Source organism: Pseudomonas sp. A-RE-22 (assembly GCF_019956035.1).
In the GTDB taxonomy this organism is placed as follows: domain Bacteria; phylum Pseudomonadota; class Gammaproteobacteria; order Pseudomonadales; family Pseudomonadaceae; genus Aquipseudomonas; species Aquipseudomonas brassicacearum.
Window position 1 is genome coordinate 1 of the sequence record NZ_JAHBCZ010000022.1, and the last position, 17,709, is coordinate 17,709.

Genomic DNA, 17,709 nt, shown 5'->3' on the forward strand with positions numbered 1-17,709 from the left:
GCCGCTGGCGGCTCGCCCCAGGTCAGGTAGGCGTCCACATGCTTGGCCGCCAGCTCGTGGGCCGCTTCTGATGAGCCGCCGAAGTACAGCGGCGGGTGGGGTTGTTGCACGGGAGGGAAGAAGTTCTGGGCGCCACGTACCTTCAGATGCTTGCCATCGAAGTCGACGGTCTCGCCTTGGAGCAGGCGCCGCCAGATGGTCAGGAACTCGTCGGAGGCGTCGTAGCGTTCGTCGTGCGTGAGGAACACACCGTCGGCCTCCAGTTCGGTAGCGTCGCCGCCCGGTACGACGTTGAGCAGCAGGCGACCACCACTGGCCTGGTCCAGGCTGGCGGCCTGGCGTGCCGACGCCGTGGGGTTGCCCAGCGAAGTGCGCAGCGCTACCAGCAGCTTGATGCGCTGGGTCACCGGAACCAGGCTGGCGGCGGTCACCCAGGGATCCAGGCAACTGGCCCCGGTGGGAATCAGCAGGCCATCGTAGCCGAGCTGATCGGCGGCCACGGCGATCTGGCGCATGTAGGCGTTGGTCGCCGGTCGGCCGCTGCCGGAATGGCCCAGGTAGCGGGTGTCGCCGGAGGTGGGAAGGAACCAGAAAATATCCAGGCTCATGAGGTTTGATCCTTGTGCGGTTGGGAGTCTGGAAAGGCGCATAGGTCCTTCCGGTATCGCAACGCTTGGCGTATTGGGGCTTTGTCGGCCGGGCCGCATCGCCTGGTTTTATTTTGATTAGATCGACAGTTGCAGGGCTCGGCCCGGGCGTGTTTTGGCGTCCGGACGGCGCCGGTTGACCACCAACTCGCCGATGGCGATCAGTCGCGCTCGCGTGACGTTGCGACTCAGGCCCAGCAAGCTGGCTGTGCGCACCTGGTTGCAGTGGCAAAAGCGGTAGGCGGCGCGCAGCAGGCTGTCTTCAACCTTCTCGTGGAGGCCGCCGGCCTGTTCTTCGAACAACCGGTGGAAGGTGCGCAGCAGTTGTTCGTCGGCGCTCTCGCCGAGGCTGGCCTGCGGTTGTTCCTGGCGCTCGATCCGCAGGGACGACAGGCGCAGGTCGTCTTCCTGCACCAGGCCGTTGCGGCATACCAGCAGGGTGTGGTGGATGACGTTCTCCAGTTCGCGAATGTTGCCCGGCCAGCCGTAGTCCACCAGTTTGCGCTCGGCTCCCGAGGTCAGGCGCACTTCGCCGTAGCCCAGGCGGTTGCAGTAGGTCTTGATGAAGTGATGGGTCAGCGGCAGGATGTCGCCCGGCCGCTCACGCAGCGGATAGAGTTGCAGGCTGACCACGTCGAGACGGTAGTACAGATCCTCGCGGAAGTGGCCGGCGCCGATGGCCTTGTCCAGTTGCACGTTGGTGGCAGCGACTACGCGCACGTCGATCGGGATGCTCTTGCGCGAGCCCAGGCGCACCACCTCGCGCTCTTGCAATACACGCAACAGCTTGACCTGTATGGCCATCGGCAGGTCGCCGATCTCGTCGAGGAACAACGTGCCGCCATTGGCCTCCTCGAACCAGCCGGCCTTGGCGGCGAGGGCGCCGGTGAAGGCACCTTTCTCGTGGCCGAACAGCTCCGCCTCCACCAGCGATTCGGAAAAGGCTCCGCAGTTGACGGCGACGAAGGGCCCGGCGCGTCGGCCGCTGAGGTTGTGGATGTGGCGTGCGACCAGCTCCTTGCCCGTGCCGGTCTCGCCAATGATCAGGACGCTGGCCTCGCTGGGGGCGACCTGTTGCACGTGGGCGAGCAGCGCCTGCGATCTTGGGTCTTCGAAGACCTGTGCGGTCGCCCGGATCGAGGTAGCCAGTGTTGGCGAAGGGGGGAGAGTCAGCAGTTGCATGGGCATCCCTATGAGTAGAAGGAGGGGGTAGGCCGCGTCTGGTTCAGCGCCCATTCACCCAGTTCGTGGAGTTTGTAATCCACCGGGTCGTGCAGGCTCTGGGTGCGCAGGTTGCGCCAATGGCGGTCGAGACGCAGCGATGCATGGGTGGCGCGGGCTCCGGTGACTTCGAACAGACGGCTACAGATATCCAGGCCGGTGCGTACGGCGGCGACTTTGGCGGTGGCGATGGACAACGCCAGTTGTGCGCGTTCCTCGGCACCCAGCGCGTGCCCCTTGTGCCAGGCCTCATCGAGCTGCTCGGCGGCACGCTCCACCAGCAGGCGCACGCTTTCCAGGCCGACCCAGAACTCACCGTAGTGACGCAGCACGTAGGGGTCTTCGCTGACATGCTGAGCCTTGGAGCGGAACCACGGACGGCCTTCCTTGAGGGTGTACTGACGAGCCTCTTCCAGGGCGCCTTCGGCGATGCCGAGGAAGATATGGGAGAAATGCAATTGGGCGATCAACGGGCGCAGGCAGGCGAAATGCGTGCTCAGGGGGCCGGGGTCAAGCAGCAACTCGTTCTCTTCCACGCGCACCCGTTCGAAGGTGGCGCTGCCACTGTCGGTCTGGCGCTGGCCCATATTGTCCCAGTCGCCGTGCAGGGTGATGCCGGTGCGGCCACTGGGGATCGCGGCAATCAGCAGTTTGCCGCCGGCGCTTTCGTCGATGGCCGAGGCGATCAGCATTTCCGAGTCGCTGGCACCGGAACAGAAGCTCTTCTTGCCGGAAAATTCCCGCCAGCCGTCAAAGGTCTTGACCACGGTACGGGTGTCCAGGGGGTTCAGTGCATTGCCCCAGAACCAGTTCTTGCGGGCGGTCTGTTCGAACCAGGGTTGCCACTGATCGGGGCGCGAAAACAGGCGCACGGTGGCCAGCATCAGGTGCTGGAAACCGAAGACGTGGGCGATGGAACTGTCCACCTTGGCGAACTCGCGCACCACCCCAAGGGTTTCGCTCCAACTGGCGCCGAGGCCGCCAAACTGGGTTGGAATGCTCAAGGCCAGCAGGCCGCTTTGGCGAATGGCGTCGCGTTGCTCCTTGGGCGTGCCGCCGGCCTCGTCGCGCTCTACGGCGGTTTCGGCGAATTCCACCGCCAGGCGGCGGGCGGTCTGCAGCGGGGTCAGTACGGTTGGCTGTTGTTGGGTTCTCACGCGATATCCCTCGCAAAAAGGCCTTCCAGGCAAATGCAGTCGTGATTCATGCGGGCTCCTCAGGCGATCTTGCGCAGGGCGTGTGCCTGGCCGGAAAACAGGCGAGCGGCGCGCGCGGCCGCCAGCTCGATGCGCGACTGCAAGGTCTCGCTGACGATGCGGTAGTCGGCGAAATCGGTCTCGCTGGCGTACACGCCGATGGGCAAGGTGAGTGACTGGAAGAAGCTGAACAGCGGGCGCAATTGGTGATCGAGGACCAGGGCATGACGCTCGCTGCCACCGGTGGCGGCCAGCAGTACCGGCGTGTTGACCAGGGCGTCCTGACCGACCAGGTCGAACAAATGCTTGAACAGGCCCGGATAGGTGCCGCGATAGACCGGTGCGGCCACCACCAGCAGGTCGGCAGACTCGATCAAGCGCAGTTCGTGCTCGACGGTTTCCGGCAATTCCTTGCGCCACAGCGCGCCGCCCAGCGGACGGGCAATGTTGCCCAGTTCGATCAAGTGGGTATCGATGACCAGATGCTGGCCGAGCTCGCCCAGGATGGCTTCGGTCAGTGCCAGAGTGCGGGAGGGGCGGGAGGTACCGCCGGAGACGGCGACGACTTTCAGAGGAGTGCTCATCCTAGGTGTTCCTGTTGGACTGTTGATCGAGGTACATGAGCTTGAGCAAGGGCCGTACCAATGTGAAAAGCCCAGTGTTTACTGGGCTTCGTGGGGTAGGAGAGGGGGGTGACTGTTGATCTGGCGGATGAATTGTTGAGTGGCTGTTGCACAGGCAACAGTTGAGCCGATGTTCCTGTGGCAACAGTTTTCAGTGCTGGGATTGATGCACGTCGAGCAACGGCTTCAGTTCTTGTTTATTCAGCAAGTTGGGGCGGGACAAACATGCAGCCGTCCTAAACAGCCGGCCGCCGCATCGCCAGAATGGCCGCACCGAAGCCGATGAACGTCGAGCCAACGAGCCTGCTGATCCACACGGAAAACGCGGGCCGTTTCAGCACGCCTTTGGCCTGGGCCGCAATGGCGGCATACAGGCTCAAGGAAACCAGCGACAAGCCTGCGAATATCGACGTAAGAATCAGGAACTGCGGCAGCAGTGCGGCGCTCTGGTCGATGAATTGCGGGAACAGGGCGGTGAAGAACATCGTCGCCTTGGGGTTGGTGATGGCTGTCAGGAAGGCCGACTTGTACAGCTTTGAACGCGATGGCTTGCTGGTCGTGCCGTCCGCTTGCACGTCCTGCGCGAGTATCGGGCTCTTTTTGAACAGCTGCCTGGCGCCCAGGTAGAACAGATAACCCGCCCCCAGGACTTTCACGGCGTTGAACAGCCATTCGGAGCTGGCGAGCAAAGCGCCCAGCCCCAGCATGGCGGCGGCCGACAAGCAGAACAGCCCGCTGGCGTTGCCCACCGACGACCACACCGCGTAGCGCGGCCCGTAGGCCAGGCTGTTATTGATCGCCATCAAGGTGGCAGGTCCGGGACTGGCGATGGCGATTGCCGCGACCAGGGTAAAGGCGAGAATTGAGTGCAGTTCCATTGATCACATTCGCGACTGATTGAGAGGATGTGCATCCTACAGGAGAACCGGGGGTTGGCTGAATACGGCCTCAACAAGGTTTCTATCGGTGTAGCCGCGCAGCAGCGATTGGCCGGGTATCCTGAACAGTGCATCCAGCGCCCGCCCGCTTATCTTTGCCCGGCACCGCCCTAGACTGGCAATTCCTCAACCAGTGGAAGGAGTCTCGCCATGCCAGATCATTCAATCAACGGTAAAGTCGTGCTGATCGCCGGGGGCGTGAAAAACCTCGGCGGCTTGATCGCCCGTGACTTGGCCCGACACGGCGCCAAGGCCGTGGTGGTGCATTACAACAGTGCTTCCAGCCAGGCCGACGCGAACGCTACCGTGGCCGCAATCGAGGCCCTTGGAGCAAAGGCCGTGGCGCTGCAAGCGGACTTGACCACGGCCGCTGCCGTAGAGAAATTGTTCAATGATGCAGTGGTGGCGGTGGGACGGCCGGACATTGCGATCAACACCGTTGGAAAGGTCTTGAAAAAGCCCATGGCCGAGATTACCGAGGCCGAGTACGACGAGATGATGGCGGTCAATGCCAAGGCTGCGTTCTTCTTTCTCAAGGAAGCTGGAAAACAGCTCAACGATAACGGCAAGATCTGCACCATCGTCACCTCGTTACTCGGTGCATTTACCCCGTTCTATGCGGCCTATGCCGGCAGCAAGGCTCCCGTCGAGCAATTCACCCGGGCCGCAGCCAAAGAATTGGGGGCCCGCGGCATTTCGGTAACGGCCGTAGGGCCCGGCCCGATGGATACGCCGTTTTTCTATCCGGCCGAGGGCGAGGATGCGGTCAACTACCACAAGACGGCTGCGGCATTGTCACCGTTCTCGCGCACCGGCCTGACGGATATCGAGGACGTGGCGCCCTTCATCCGCAACCTTGTCAGCGATGGCTGGTGGGTGACCGGTCAAACGATTCTGATCAATGGCGGTTACACCACCAAGTAATCGAGCAAAAAAGCCGTTGTGCCTGCGCAACGGCGATTACCCTGTTACCTGTAAATCCATCGCCATGGTGTCGTCATGAACGCCGATCAACTTGTGCTTCATCACCCGTTGCGCCCGTTCGAGCATTGAAACCATGGACAGAATCGAGCAGTACCGCATCTTCGTTCTGGTCGCCGAGCTCGGCAGTTTCATTCAGGCGGCGCGGTTGATGAAACTGCCGCGGGCCACCGTGTCGGCTGCCGTTCAACAGCTTGAGGCCAACGCGGGTACTCGGCTGTTGAATCGAACCACTCGCAAGGTGTCGCTGACCGCTGATGGCCGCCAGCTACTGGTGAGGGCGAGCCAGGTGCTGCTGGACGTCGACGAGATCGACCAGTTGTTCCAGAACAGTCAGGAGCAGGTCTCGGGCCGCCTCGATATCGATGTGCCCAGCCGTATTGCCCGGCGCATGATCATCCCGGCGTTACCCGATTTCCTGCGCCGCTACCCGCAATTGCAACTTGGCCTGCGCTCGACTGACCGTGCAATCGATCTGGTGCAGGACGGCGTCGACTGCGTCATCCGGTTTGGCACCCCACAGATCAGCAGCCTGGTGATGAAACCGTTGGGCCAGGTGCGACTGGTCAATTGCGCCAGCCCCGCGTATCTGGCCGAGTTTGGCGTGCCCCAGCATCCCGATGACCTGAGAGACGGCCATGTGTGCATCGGCTACATGACAACGGCGGGTGCAAATGAAGCTTGTTGGGAGTACGGCGAACGGACACTGGCCTTGCCCTGCCGCCTTGTCGTCAACAACGCGGAAAGCTACATCGCGGCGTGCTGTGCCGGGCTTGGATTGATTCAGGTGCCGTTATTCGATGTCCAGCACCTGCTCGATTCGGGCGCCTTGGAGACAGTGATGGACAGCTATCGCCCCGCACCCATGACGGTTTCGGCGCTCTACCCTGATCGACGTCAGAGCTCACGGCGTCTCGGGGTGTTCATCGAGTGGTTCGCGACCCTGCTGGGGCCTGGCCTTGAGCGCTGAGCCGTCGGGGCGGCTTTAATGCTACAGTCCGGCCTTTCCTGGGGGAGGGGCGCGTCATGCGGATCGTAGTAATGGTTTTGACGATGGCGCTGCTGGGCGGATGCGCCACGGCCAACGAAACCTTTGGCATGGGACAGCTCTGCGGCCGCCATCCTTACTGCGGTGCGGCGACCGATATCGAGATCATCAAGGCCTCGACGAATGACAACGACGTGTATTCACGCGCGCTGGCACCGTTTGCCGTCGTCGACCTTCCTTTCAGCATCGTCGCCGATACGCTGATCCTGCCTTATACGATTTTTCATATGAGGCCTGCCGAGGAGTAGGTGTATTGCCTCGATGGGTTGAATCCGTGGGGCAGCAATGCGGCATTTTTGGTGACGATCACCGCCTACAGATTTCGCGAGGGACGCACATGATCGACGGTTCCGCTGTCTTGACAGTTTTTTTGGTCTACCTGGCTGGTGTCGTGATTCCTGGACCGAATTTCGTCGCGGTGGTCCATAAGGCGGTGGCGGCTACGCGCTCTGAAGCGCTGGCCTTGGTGGCGGGAATCGTACTGGTCAACCTGTTCTGGTCCACCTGTGCGATTGCAGGTCTCGGGGTTGTATTTGCTGCGCTCCCTTGGGCTGCGCTGGTTGTAAAGGTTCTGGGCGCAGCCTACCTGATGTGGTTCGGATTCCGACTGCTGATCAACGCGGGGAGGAATGCGCCGGGCCCGCTGAATGATGCCGTCGCCGGTAGTTGCCGCCAGTCCTTTATTCAGGGGGTGATCACCAACATTGGCAACCCCAAGTCCATGGCTTTCTATGCCGCTGTTTTTTCAGCCGCGGCTCCCGCCCACGTTTCGCCAGGCACGTTTTTGTCGATGCTGGCAGTTGTCGTGGTGGTTTCAATGGCCTGGTATGCAATGGTCGCAATTGCGCTTTCGCAACCGAGGATTGCTTGCGCCTATCAAGGTAGGAAAAAAGCAATTGATCGACTGTGTGGTGGTTTGATTTTGTCTCTGGGGATTCGCCAGCTGGTTTAGCGAGTAGCCGTTGCTGGAGCAAGCCTTCCTCGTTGCACGCCAGGTCGGTGTTCCGCTGACCGACCTGGCGCATACTGCCCAGCTGTTCAAACCCCTGCGGTGGCCTCGCGGACGAAGTCTTCGTAGGTGCGCAACGGACGCCCGAGGATGGTTTGTAGCCGTTCCACGGTTCCTTCAGCAGCCTGCATGCCAAACGTCTGGATACCGGACATCATCAGGCGCATGTCATAAGCCAGCCAGGCGGGACCGTACGCGGCCAATTGCGCTTCGAAGGCGGCCACATCGTCACCGCCGTAGGCGATCTCGCGACCCAGGGCGGAACTCCAGATATTCGCCGCGGCGGCACCGGTCAGTGCTTGTGGGCCGACCAGCTCGAGGGTTACACGGTCCAGGGCCAAAGGTGCCCTGTCGCGTCGCAGCAACTCGGCAGCGGCGATATCGGCGATGTCGCGGGCATCGATCATCGAGACGCCCGCCGAGCCGATCGGCATCGGGTACACCGAGTAGTTCTGAATCGTCTGCTGGACCATCAATTCGTTTTGCATGAAGTACGCCGGGCGCAGGATGGTCGCCGGGATGTCGAGGCTTTCGATCATGCGCTCGACCGTGTGCTTGCCGGTGAAGTGCGGAACGTGGGTGAACTTGTCAGCGTGAATCACCGACAGGTAGACGATGCGCTCGATGCCGGCCTCGCGAGCGAGGTTCAAGGTGATGAGGGCTTGTGTCACCTCGTCGGGGGTCACGGCATTGAGCAGGAACAGCGTACGCACCGACGCCAGCGCCTCGCGCAGCGAAGGCACGTCGGTGAGGTCGGCAACGACTTCAGTCACGCCCGCCGGGAATGTTCCCTTGCCAGGCTGGCGCACGAGGGCTTTGACGTCGGCGCCTGCGTCGGCGAGGCGCTGGATGATGAGTGAACCGATGGTGCCCGTGGCGCCGGTAATGAGAATGCTCATGTTGAATCTCCTGCAAAAGGGTGGGTAGCCGGAAAAGTCCGCTACGGCCTTGTCGGCCCGTTGCGATGATCAAACGATATTCCGTTGCAGAAACAAAACGAAGACGCCAGGATGTAGACACTCCGTTTCAAAAGTGGAACAGCATGAACCTGAACGCGCTGATCGATTTCACCCTCGTCGCAACGAACGAGGGGTTGGGAAAAGCAAGCCGTGCGAGCGGAATATCCAAGGCAACCTTGTCGCGCCGCATTGCCGACCTCGAGGAGCAATTGGGCGTCAGGCTGATCGAGCGCAGTGCGCGTGGTCTGAAGCTCACCGAGGCTGGAGAGCTGCTGCTGAGCAGGGCCGAAGGGCCGTTGGCCGAGGTGGTCGAAGCCATGGCGGCGGCGAAGGAGGGCGTATCGACGCCTCGCGGACGCTTGCGTGTCGCTGCCCCGGTCCTGTTTTCGCAGCTTGCGATGGGCGGCATCGGCGCAGCGTTTTGTGCGGCTTACCCGGACGTCACGATCGAGGTCATTTCGGAGGATCGCGTGGTTGATCTCGTCGAGGAACAATTTGATGTCGCCATCCGGATCAACCCCAGCCCGGACAGCGATTTAGTCGGTCGCTGTTTCGCCAAGGACCGGCTGGTGGTGGTGGCCGCGCCTGGATTACCTCGGCCTGCACCCGGCGCCATCCGCTCAGTTCCCGGTGTTGTGATGTCCAGTTTCGAGCCCACCCATTGGACACTCGATGGCGGCAGCCTGATTCTGGAGCCGATCCCCAGGCTGCGCTTCTCTTCGTTCCTGATGATCCGCGATGCGGCCATCGCCGGTGGTGGGGCTGCCCTCATTCCACAGTCCATCGCATGGAACCAGTTGGCCAGTGGCGAGTTGGTCCAGTGGGGCACGGTATCGGGGAAGGAAGCCGAACTCTGGGTCTTGCACACGTCCCGGCGTCTTGCTGCGCCGAAGGTGCGCGCATTTGTCGATTTCATGTGCGCCAGGTACCCGGACATGTCGTTGGTACTGAAGGGGTAGGGACGATCAATCTCACGTCGGGTTGTCGGCAATGAGCCTCACCCTGTGGCAATCGGCCGGTCCGAGTTTCTGACCGCTTGAGGATCGAACATCCATCGGCATGAGGGCCTGCCCGGACGTGTTGTCCAACAGCGCGGAACGCGTTTCTCCCGGCTCGAACAGGAAGCGTTCGCCCCACTGTCGCAGGCTTACCACGACCGGAAAGATCGCCCGGCCTTTGTCTGTCAGGACGTATTCCTTGTAGGCGCTTCCATCGGATGCGGGTCGAACGTCGAACACCCCGACCTCGACCAACGCCTTGAGTCGCGAAGCCAGAATGTTCTTGGCCACGCCCAGGCTCTTCTGAAATTCGCTGAAGCGGCGAATGTCGTCGAATGCATCACGAATGATCATGAGCGACCAGCGATCGCCAATCACGTCCAGTGTCCTGGCTACCGGGCATTCGCTGTTTTGCGGTGAAGCGTTTTCCATTGTATTGACCTCCTGAAAAAGCATCGCAAGTCCGGTCGATGTCTGTGGTTGCAAATCGAAACCTGATCAGGCAACAATCCAGTCAGGTTTTCAATTGAAACCAGTTTAGCGTCAAGGAGACGTGCATGACAGCAGATGTCGATTGTTGCACCCAGCAGCCTTCGGGAAATTTGAGTGACGACCAATGTGCCGGGCTTTCGCCGGCGCTCACGTTATTGTTTTCCGTGACCTGCGCACTGGCCGTCGCCAATGTCTACTTCGCCCAGCCCTTGCTCGCCTCGATGGCCGAGAGCCTGGGCGTCGCGTCAGGATTGATCGGGGTGGTGGTGACGGCCACTCAGGTGGGTTACGCGCTGGGGTTGCTGTTCATCGTCCCGCTGGGGGACAGGGTCAACCGTAAACGCCTGGTTTTCGCGCAATTGGTGTTGTCCGCGCTTGTGCTGGCGGTCGTCGGTGCCGCCCAGCATTGGTTGGCTTTGCTGGGGGCCATGATCGTGATGGGCTTGCTGGCGGTGGTTGTCCAAGTGCTGGTGGCCTATGCCGCCGTGCTGTCTACGCCCTCCCAACGGGGGCAGGCCGTGGGAACCGTCACCAGCGGCGTGGTCCTGGGTATTCTCCTGGCGCGGTTTACCTCTGGAGTGATTGCCGATCTGGCGGGCTGGCGCGGGGTTTATTTCGTTTCCGCGGGATTGATGCTGACCATCGCGGCAGTGTTCTGGGCAGTGGTGCCTGCCGCCGTGTCGTCACCTGACCGGCAGCCTTACCTGGCGCTCATCCGGTCGCTGTTCAAGCTGTTCATGACCGAGCCGGTGCTACGGATCAGGGGGCTGCTGGCCTTGCTGATCTTTGCCGCGTTTTCGGTGTTATGGACCGCCATGGTGCTGCCGTTGAGCGCCGCGCCGCTGTCGCTTTCACATACGGCCATCGGCCTGTTTGGCCTGGCTGGCGTCGCCGGGGCCCTGGCAGCCAGAAGGGCCGGTCGCTGGGCCGATCAAGGCTTTGGACAACGCGTTACCGGCTGGTCGCTGGGGCTCCTGACGCTCTCCTGGCTGCCTATCACGTTTACCGAAACCTCCCTGATCGCACTGGTGTGCGGCGTGGTGTTGCTCGACTTCGCGGTGCAAGCCGTGCATGTCACCAACCAGAGCTTGATCTTCGCAGCACGGCCCGACGCGCAAAGTCGCATGGTCGGCGCGTACATGTGTTTCTACTCGGCGGGCAGCGCGCTGGGCGCGGCGGCCGCGACCCAGGTTTATGCGCTGTGGGGCTGGATGGCGGTCAGCCTGCTAGGCGCCTTGATCAGCCTCGCCGCGTTGGCAGTGTGGAGGCTCTCGCTTCATTGCGGCCACTGCTCAAGCAGGATCGAGACGAACTTCTCCGCAGCCGGGGAGAGCGATGCGCCCCGGCGGTAGACCAGGCCCAGCGAGCGGTTTACCACCGGCTCGATCAGCGGCACGCTGACCAGCGTTGGATGATCCCCGGCCGGCATCGCCAGGCTGGGCATCGCCGACACGCCGAGGCCAGCCTCGACCAATCCCAGCGACGTGGACAGGTGCTGCACTTCGTAAAACCATTGCGGGCGCCAGCTCAGGCCCGACAGTGCGTGGTCCAGCAGCATGCGGTTGCCGCTCAGGCGACCAACACCGATCAGCCGATAATCACTGAGTTCCGACCAGGTAACCGCACTGCGTTCAGCCAATTCATGATCGCGCCGGCAGGCCAGCACAAAGGGTTCGTTGACCAGGGGCACGAACTCGATGTCCGGGTGCTGGCCGCTCATCATGTTGATGCCGAAGTCGGCTTCGCCGCGCAGAACCGCTTCGAGCCCTTCGTTGGCGCTGAGGTCGAGCAGGCGGATGCGGATTTTCGGGTAGCGCTCGTTGTAGAGGCGGATCACCGAAGGCAGGAAATAAAACGCTGCCGTGGGAATGCAGGCCAAAGTTACCCGGCCGATCTGCCGCTCCGCCAGCTCGCGGATGTTGAGAATCGAGTCGTCGAAATCATCCAGCAGGCGCCGCGCCTTGGGCAGGAAATCACGGCCGACGCTCGTCAGGCTGACCTTGCGGGTGGTGCGATCGAGTAAAGCGGTTCCCAGGCCTTCCTCGAGTTTTTTCATCCGTCGGCTCAAGGCTGGTTGCGACAGATGCAGTGCGTCAGCGGCTTCGTGGAAACTGCCGAGTTCGGCGATTTTCACGAAAGATCGTATGTCCTGGAGTTCATATTCCATGTGCTACCTCACCGGGGAAGGGCCGTGCGCGATGATAATTAGCGTAAAGCAATTCATTTGTGAAACGCAATAATCGCTCTGATCTTTGCATTGGAAACACTTTTCAAACCCTGCCACTCTTGTTTCCAGAGCATCAATTATCCAGATTGATCAACAAGAGTTAGTGAACATGCAGCGAATTCCTTGTGTGCTAATGCGCGGCGGTACGTCCAAAGGCCCGGTATTTCTCGCCTGGGATCTGCCGGTCGCCATCGCTGAACGTGACGAGCTGCTGCTCAACCTGATGGGCTCGGGCCATGAGTTGGAAATCGACGGCATCGGTGGCGGCAGTCCACAAACCAGCAAAGTGGCGATCGTCAGCCCATCGCTGCACCCTGATGCGGATGTCGATTATTTGTTCGTCCAGGTCATGGTTTCCCAGCGTCGGGTCGATACCGCCCCCAACTGCGGCAACATGCTCTGCGCCGTCGGCCCGTTCGCTATCGAGCAGGGACTGGTCAAGCCTTCCGGCGACCTGACCCGGGTGCGTATTCGCAACCTCAATACCGGGACCTTCGTGAATTCCGAAGTGCAAACCCCGGAAGGCAAAGTCCGCTATGAAGGCGACACCGCCATCGATGGCGTGCCCGGCACAGCGGCTCCGGTGCAACTGACCTTTCTCGATGCGGCGGGCAGCAAGACAGGGAAACTCTTTCCCACTGGACAACCCCAGGACCTGATCGACGGCATCCCGGTGACCTGCATCGACATGGCGATGCCGATGGTGATCGTTCAAGCCAGTCAGCTTGGCAAGCGCGGCGATGAAAGCCCCGCTGAGCTGGACGCCGATAAAGCCTTCCTGCAGCGCCTGGAGTCCCTGCGCCTGAAAGCCGGCCTGGCCATGGGCTTGGGTGATGTCAGTGACAAGGTCATTCCCAAACCGGTGCTGGTGTCTCCGGCCAAGTCTGGCGGGACGGTCCAGGTGCGTTATTTCATGCCACACAACTGTCACCGCGCCCTGGCGATCACCGGTTCCATCGGCTTGGCCACTGCGTGTGTGACCGAAGACAGCGTCGTCGCACAGTTGCTTGGCATCGTCAGCGAGCCGCGCTTGCAACAGGTTCGGATTGAGCACCCAAGCGGCGGCATTGATGTCGTACTGTCCTACACCGGTGAAAAGGGTGAGACCATTCGGGCTTCGGTAGTACGTACCGCGCGCCGGCTTTTCTCAGGTTACGTCTACGCCACGGCGTCCCAGCGGCTGGCCGGATAGCCCAGGCAGCCAGGGTCTTTTGCATCAGAACAATTCTAAAAATGGGTGATGCCATGAAAGTTGTTAAATCGCTCTACTTCCAGATCATCTGCGCCGTGCTGCTGGGCGTGGTCGTCGGGCACTTCTGGTCGCAACAGGCAATTGCCCTGAAGCCGCTGGGTGATGCCTTCATCAAGCTGATCAAGATGATGATCGCGCCGGTGGTGTTCTGCACCATTGTCACCGGCATCGCCGGCATGAGCGACAAGCGCTCGCTGGGGCGTTTGTTGAGCAAGACCATGCTGTTGTTCCTGGCGCTGACGGTGATCAGCCTGATCATCGGCCTGGTGTCGGTCTACCTGTTCAAGCCCGGCGCGGGCATGAACATCGATCCGACGCAGTTGAGCACCCAAGGATTGTCGCAGTACACCGAATCCGCCGCGAAACTGAGCGTGGTGGACTTCTTCATGCACATCATTCCCGACACCTTTATCGGCGCCTTCAATAAAGGCGAGGTGTTGCCGGTGCTGTTTATCGCGGTGCTCTGCGGTTTTGCCCTGTCGTCCTTGGGTGAGCGCGGCAAGCCGGTGCTGGAGATCCTGGAATCAGCTTCGCACATGGTCTTCAAGATTTTCTCCTACCTGATGCGTTTCGCTCCGATCGGCGCTTTCGGGGCCTTGGCCTTCACGGTGGGGCAGTACGGGATCACGTCGCTGGGCTCGCTGGCCAAGCTGATCATGACCTTGTATATCGCCTGCGCCTTCTTCGTCTTCGTGGTGTTGGGCAGCATCTGCCGCGCACATGGCTTCAGCCTCTGGAAGCTGCTGCGTTATCTGCGTGAAGAATTCCTGGTGGTACTGGGGACGTCCTCGACCGAACCGGTGATGCCGCGAATGTTGGAAAAACTCCAGGCCCTGGGTTGCAAGAAAGGCGTCGTGGGGCTGGTGCTGCCGACAGGTTACTCGTTCAACCTCGACGGCACGGCGATCTACCTGTCGCTGGCGGCGATCTTCATTGCCCAGGCCTGCAACATCGACCTGACGCTGACCCAGGTCATCAGCATGCTGGCGATCATGCTGCTGTCGTCAAAGGGGGCCGCGGGTGTGACCGGCAGCGGGTTTGTCGCCCTGGCCTCGACCTTGACGGTCATCCACGACATTCCCCTGGCGGGCCTGGCCCTGTTGATCGGGATCGACCGGTTCATGTCCGAAGCGCGGGCGTTGACCAGCCTGGCGAGCAACGCCGTTGCGACCGTGGTGATCTCCCTTTCGGAGAATGCCTGCGACCGCGAACTCCTGTTGCGAACCCTGGATGGCAAACCCGCCCTGACGCAGACCCCGGCAACGGACTCAGCCTGGGACGACACGAAGGTCGCCAAACACATCTAGCCGCTCGCGGCTGACTCGACGGCACCACATCAGCTCACTCACTACCTGCGCCAGGCACACTTTTGCGTGTTGCCTGGCGGGTTGGGGGGCGTGCGCCTGAATGTCAGCCAAGCTACTCATAACAACAAGAGAACTGACATATGCTCGCTTTACTTGGCTTGGCCATGGTGGTGGTCTTTACCTTCCTGATAATGACCAAACGGTTGTCACCGATCGTCGCCCTGACGGTGGTGCCCATCGTCTTTGCCGTGCTCGGCGGCTTTGGCGGGACCACCGGCAAGATGATGTTGGACGGCCTGAAAATGGTCGCGCCGTCGGCGGCACTGTTGTTGTTCGCGATCCTGTTTTTCGGCCTGATGATCGACGCCGGTCTGTTCGACCCGTTGATCCGCAAAATCCTCAAGCGGGTCAATGGCGACCCGATGAAGATCGCCGTGGGCACTGCGCTGCTGTCGCTGTTGGTGGCGCTGGACGGTGACGGCACGACGACTTACATGATCACCTGTGCCGCGATGCTGCCGCTGTACAAACGCATCGGCATGAATCCGATGATCCTGGCGACTGTTTCCATGCTCTCCTTGAGCATCATGAGCGGCATGACCCCTTGGGGCGGCCCGGCGACCCGCGCGATCGCGGCATTGGGCCTGGATGCCGGTGAGTATTTCGTGCCCTTGCTGCCGACCATGATCGGCGGTGCGATGTGGGTGGTGTTCACGGCGTTCCTGCTAGGTCGTGCCGAGCGCAAGCGCATCGGCAACGTCCAGCTGCAAAGCGGTGGCGGTGACTGCTACATCAACGCGATCATCGAGAATACGCCGCACAAGCGTCCGAAGCTGGCCTGCGTCAACCTGCTGCTGGTGGTTGCGGTGATGGTTGCGCTGGTGATGGGGCTCATGCACTCGGCGATCCTGTTCCTGATCGGTTTCGTCCTGGCGCTGATGATCAACTATCCGCAGCTGGACATTCAGAAGGAGCGCATTCTCGCCCACTCGGGCAACGCCATGACCGTGGTCCTGCTGGTGTTCGCCGCGGGCATCTTCGCCGGGATTTTTTCCGGGACGAAAATGGTCGATGCCCTGGCACAAACCCTGGTCGACTGGATTCCGCCTTCCTGGGGCCATCTGTTCCCGCTGGTGGTGGCGATTACCAGCATGCCGCTGACTTTCGTATTGTCCAACGATGCCTACTACTTCGGTGTCGTGCCGATCCTGGCCAATGCCGCTGCCGCCTATGGCATCGAACCGGTGGAAATTGCCCGGGCGTCCATTCTCGGCCAGCCGGTGCACTTGATGAGCCCGCTGGTGGCCTCGACCTTGTTGCTGGTGGGCATGGTTGACCGCGACCTTGGCGACTTCCAGAAAGCCACCGTCAAATGGGCGGTGCTCACGTCCCTGGTGATTACCGCACTGGCGCTGCTGACCGGGGCGCTGACGCTGTTTTCCTGATTCACCCGACACCTTAGCTTTTTGCCTGACACGCCTGCGCAAGCGGGTGTGCGCTGGCTTGCACGCCAAATAACAACAACGAGTAGCTCGACATGACCACTTTGCTTACCCGCGGGGCTTTGTTTCCAATCCTTGGGCTGTTGCCCCTGGCCTCGGCCAGTGCCGAAGGTTTCATCGACGACAGCAAACTCAAGCTGCAATTGCGCAACGTCTACTTCAACGAAAATTTTCGCGACGAGCACGGGATGAGCGCACGGGCGGCGAGGACCGCCAAGAGTGAGCGCACCGAATGGGCCCAGGGCTTCCTGCTGGATTACCAGTCAGGCTTTACGCCGGGCACCATCGGCTTCGGGGTCGACGCCCTGGGCCTGCTCGGGGTCAAGCTCGACTCCGGGCGTGGTCGCAGCGGCACCGGCCTGCTACCGGTGCATGACGACGGTCGCGCCGCCGACGAGTTTGCCAGCGCAGGGATGACCGCCAAGGCCAGGGTGGCCAAGACCACGCTCAAATACGGCACGTTGCTGCCCAAGACTCCGGTGCTGGTCTACAACGATGCGCGGCTGTTGCCCCAGACTTACCAGGGCACCCAGATCAGCAGCACTGACATCGACAACCTCACCATCACCGGCGGGTATCTGGAGCGTTTCAAACTGCGCGATTCGAGCGACAGCATGCCCATCGTGCCCGATGGCTACGGCGGCGATAAGTCCGGTGACTTCAGCTATGCCGGTGCCGACTACAAGTTGGGCAAAAACATCCGCCTGAGCTACTTCCATGGCGAGCTGGAGAATTTCTATCGACAGAATTTTGCCGGTATCCAGCATGATCTGCCCTTGGGCGCTGGGGTATTGACCAGCGACCTGCGCTACTTCAACAGCGTCGATTCGGGTTCGGCCTACGGTGGCAAGATCGACAACGACATGCTCAGCGGATCGCTGTCCTACGCCGTTGGCGGCCATACACTGAGCGCCGGCTATCAAACCCTCAGCGGCGAGGCGGGCCTGCCTTATGTCAGCGGCGCCACGGTGTACTCCTTCAGCAACGTCGGGATCGGCAAGTTCATCGAGGAAGACGAGAAGACCTGGATGCTCGGTTATGGCTACGACTTCGCTCGCCTCGGTGTGCCCGGCCTGACATTTTCCACCCGCTACCTGAGCGGCAACGACGGCAAGTCCAATACCACCGTCAAAGAGTGGGAGCGTGACGCAGAGATCGCCTACGTGGTGCAGCAGGGTACGTTCAAGGGGCTGGGGGTGAAGATGCGCAACTACGTCTATCGCTCGGACTTTTCCCGTGGCCGTGACAGCAACCGGATCTATTTCACCTACGATATCGCGCTTTGGTAGGACGCCGTGCGCGACGGCCG

At 61.3% G+C, this 17,709-nt stretch carries 18 protein-coding genes; 10 read left to right on the forward strand and 8 right to left on the reverse strand.

Annotated elements, in window-relative coordinates; genetic code table 11:
* The 5 genes from KGA89_RS12190 to KGA89_RS12210 all read right to left on the reverse strand — a co-directional run.
* Window positions 1-608 (reverse strand): LLM class flavin-dependent oxidoreductase (locus KGA89_RS12190; RefSeq protein WP_223471667.1); only part of this gene is annotated, 608 nt, incomplete at its 3' end.
* A 117-nt stretch (window positions 609-725) separates the two neighbouring features.
* On the reverse strand, window positions 726-1,829 hold the full coding sequence (locus KGA89_RS12195) for a sigma-54 interaction domain-containing protein (RefSeq protein WP_223471668.1): 1,104 nt from the start codon (window positions 1,827-1,829) through the stop codon (window positions 726-728).
* A gap of 8 nt (window positions 1,830-1,837) precedes the next feature.
* The gene (locus KGA89_RS12200) at window positions 1,838-3,025 is read right to left on the reverse strand and encodes an acyl-CoA dehydrogenase family protein (RefSeq protein ID WP_038856383.1); all 1,188 of its coding nucleotides are present in this window, start codon (window positions 3,023-3,025) and stop codon (window positions 1,838-1,840) included.
* Window positions 3,026-3,084: 59 nt separating this feature from the next.
* A complete protein-coding gene (msuE, locus tag KGA89_RS12205) occupies window positions 3,085-3,648 on the reverse strand; it encodes an FMN reductase (protein WP_223471669.1) in 564 nt (187 codons plus the stop codon).
* Between the two features lie 275 nt (window positions 3,649-3,923).
* Window positions 3,924-4,565: a LysE family translocator gene (locus KGA89_RS12210; protein ID WP_043042596.1), complete on the reverse strand. Its 642-nt coding sequence runs from the start codon at window positions 4,563-4,565 to the stop codon at window positions 3,924-3,926.
* 210 nt (window positions 4,566-4,775) lie between these two features.
* On the opposite strand from KGA89_RS12210, the gene KGA89_RS12215 reads away from it, so the two are divergent.
* From KGA89_RS12215 to KGA89_RS12230, 4 genes are all read left to right on the forward strand, one after another.
* Entirely contained in the window at window positions 4,776-5,549 is a 774-nt protein-coding gene (locus KGA89_RS12215) for an SDR family oxidoreductase (RefSeq protein ID WP_223471670.1), read from the forward strand.
* Window positions 5,550-5,682: 133 nt separating this feature from the next.
* Entirely contained in the window at window positions 5,683-6,576 is an 894-nt protein-coding gene (locus KGA89_RS12220; protein WP_223471671.1) for a LysR family transcriptional regulator, read from the forward strand.
* 56 nt (window positions 6,577-6,632) lie between these two features.
* On the forward strand, window positions 6,633-6,902 hold the full coding sequence (locus KGA89_RS12225) for a YceK/YidQ family lipoprotein (protein WP_223471672.1): 270 nt from the start codon (window positions 6,633-6,635) through the stop codon (window positions 6,900-6,902).
* A gap of 89 nt (window positions 6,903-6,991) precedes the next feature.
* Window positions 6,992-7,606 (forward strand): LysE family translocator, encoded by a 615-nt coding sequence (locus KGA89_RS12230; protein WP_003200694.1) that lies wholly within the window; start codon window positions 6,992-6,994, stop codon window positions 7,604-7,606.
* An 86-nt stretch (window positions 7,607-7,692) separates the two neighbouring features.
* Here the strand turns inward: KGA89_RS12230 and KGA89_RS12235 are convergent, their stop codons facing one another.
* Window positions 7,693-8,562: an NmrA family NAD(P)-binding protein gene (locus KGA89_RS12235; protein WP_223471673.1), complete on the reverse strand. Its 870-nt coding sequence runs from the start codon at window positions 8,560-8,562 to the stop codon at window positions 7,693-7,695.
* A 143-nt stretch (window positions 8,563-8,705) separates the two neighbouring features.
* On the opposite strand from KGA89_RS12235, the gene KGA89_RS12240 reads away from it, so the two are divergent.
* Entirely contained in the window at window positions 8,706-9,581 is an 876-nt protein-coding gene (locus KGA89_RS12240; protein WP_003200698.1) for a LysR family transcriptional regulator, read from the forward strand.
* Between the two features lie 12 nt (window positions 9,582-9,593).
* Here the strand turns inward: KGA89_RS12240 and KGA89_RS12245 are convergent, their stop codons facing one another.
* Window positions 9,594-10,052: a winged helix-turn-helix transcriptional regulator gene (locus KGA89_RS12245; RefSeq protein WP_223471674.1), complete on the reverse strand. Its 459-nt coding sequence runs from the start codon at window positions 10,050-10,052 to the stop codon at window positions 9,594-9,596.
* A gap of 125 nt (window positions 10,053-10,177) precedes the next feature.
* Here KGA89_RS12245 and KGA89_RS12250 point away from each other — a divergent pair, with 125 nt between their 5' ends.
* The gene (locus tag KGA89_RS12250) at window positions 10,178-11,464 is read left to right on the forward strand and encodes an MFS transporter (protein ID WP_223471675.1); all 1,287 of its coding nucleotides are present in this window, start codon (window positions 10,178-10,180) and stop codon (window positions 11,462-11,464) included.
* Here KGA89_RS12250 and KGA89_RS12255 read toward each other — a convergent pair.
* Window positions 11,389-12,279, reverse strand: a complete 891-nt coding sequence (locus KGA89_RS12255; RefSeq protein WP_003200706.1) for a LysR family transcriptional regulator — start codon at window positions 12,277-12,279, stop codon at window positions 11,389-11,391. The genes KGA89_RS12250 and KGA89_RS12255 overlap by 76 nt on opposite strands.
* 169 nt (window positions 12,280-12,448) lie before the next feature.
* Between KGA89_RS12255 and KGA89_RS12260 the strand changes: the two genes are divergently transcribed.
* The 4 genes from KGA89_RS12260 to KGA89_RS12275 all read left to right on the forward strand — a co-directional run bounded on the left by KGA89_RS12260 (window position 12,449) and on the right by KGA89_RS12275 (window position 17,689).
* Window positions 12,449-13,531, forward strand: a complete 1,083-nt coding sequence (locus KGA89_RS12260; protein WP_003200708.1) for a 4-oxalomesaconate tautomerase — start codon at window positions 12,449-12,451, stop codon at window positions 13,529-13,531.
* 41 nt (window positions 13,532-13,572) lie between these two features.
* Window positions 13,573-14,898, forward strand: a complete 1,326-nt coding sequence (locus tag KGA89_RS12265; protein ID WP_223471676.1) for a dicarboxylate/amino acid:cation symporter — start codon at window positions 13,573-13,575, stop codon at window positions 14,896-14,898.
* A 140-nt stretch (window positions 14,899-15,038) separates the two neighbouring features.
* A complete protein-coding gene (locus tag KGA89_RS12270; protein WP_223471677.1) occupies window positions 15,039-16,343 on the forward strand; it encodes a CitMHS family transporter in 1,305 nt (434 codons plus the stop codon).
* 92 nt (window positions 16,344-16,435) lie between these two features.
* On the forward strand, window positions 16,436-17,689 hold the full coding sequence (locus tag KGA89_RS12275) for an OprD family porin (protein ID WP_223471678.1): 1,254 nt from the start codon (window positions 16,436-16,438) through the stop codon (window positions 17,687-17,689).
* Window positions 17,690-17,709 lie beyond the last annotated feature (20 nt).

Excerpts from the sequence above, each read along its gene's own strand:
- KGA89_RS12225 (WP_223471672.1), top strand. The coding sequence starts at position 6,633 with ATGCGGATCGTAGTAATGGTTTTGACGATGGCGCTGCTGGGCGGATGC.
- KGA89_RS12265 (WP_223471676.1), top strand. The coding sequence starts at position 13,573 with ATGGGTGATGCCATGAAAGTTGTTAAATCGCTCTACTTCCAGATCATC.
- KGA89_RS12220 (WP_223471671.1), top strand. The coding sequence starts at position 5,683 with ATGGACAGAATCGAGCAGTACCGCATCTTCGTTCTGGTCGCCGAGCTC.
- KGA89_RS12245 (WP_223471674.1), bottom strand. The coding sequence starts at position 10,052 with ATGGAAAACGCTTCACCGCAAAACAGCGAATGCCCGGTAGCCAGGACA.
- KGA89_RS12210 (WP_043042596.1), bottom strand. The coding sequence starts at position 4,565 with ATGGAACTGCACTCAATTCTCGCCTTTACCCTGGTCGCGGCAATCGCC.
- KGA89_RS12260 (WP_003200708.1), top strand. The coding sequence starts at position 12,449 with ATGCAGCGAATTCCTTGTGTGCTAATGCGCGGCGGTACGTCCAAAGGC.
- msuE (WP_223471669.1), bottom strand. The coding sequence starts at position 3,648 with ATGAGCACTCCTCTGAAAGTCGTCGCCGTCTCCGGCGGTACCTCCCGC.
- KGA89_RS12270 (WP_223471677.1), top strand. The coding sequence starts at position 15,039 with ATGCTCGCTTTACTTGGCTTGGCCATGGTGGTGGTCTTTACCTTCCTG.
- KGA89_RS12235 (WP_223471673.1), bottom strand. The coding sequence starts at position 8,562 with ATGAGCATTCTCATTACCGGCGCCACGGGCACCATCGGTTCACTCATC.
- KGA89_RS12195 (WP_223471668.1), bottom strand. The coding sequence starts at position 1,829 with ATGCAACTGCTGACTCTCCCCCCTTCGCCAACACTGGCTACCTCGATC.
- KGA89_RS12215 (WP_223471670.1), top strand. The coding sequence starts at position 4,776 with ATGCCAGATCATTCAATCAACGGTAAAGTCGTGCTGATCGCCGGGGGC.
- KGA89_RS12240 (WP_003200698.1), top strand. The coding sequence starts at position 8,706 with ATGAACCTGAACGCGCTGATCGATTTCACCCTCGTCGCAACGAACGAG.
- KGA89_RS12275 (WP_223471678.1), top strand. The coding sequence starts at position 16,436 with ATGACCACTTTGCTTACCCGCGGGGCTTTGTTTCCAATCCTTGGGCTG.
- KGA89_RS12255 (WP_003200706.1), bottom strand. The coding sequence starts at position 12,279 with ATGGAATATGAACTCCAGGACATACGATCTTTCGTGAAAATCGCCGAA.
- KGA89_RS12250 (WP_223471675.1), top strand. The coding sequence starts at position 10,178 with ATGACAGCAGATGTCGATTGTTGCACCCAGCAGCCTTCGGGAAATTTG.
- KGA89_RS12230 (WP_003200694.1), top strand. The coding sequence starts at position 6,992 with ATGATCGACGGTTCCGCTGTCTTGACAGTTTTTTTGGTCTACCTGGCT.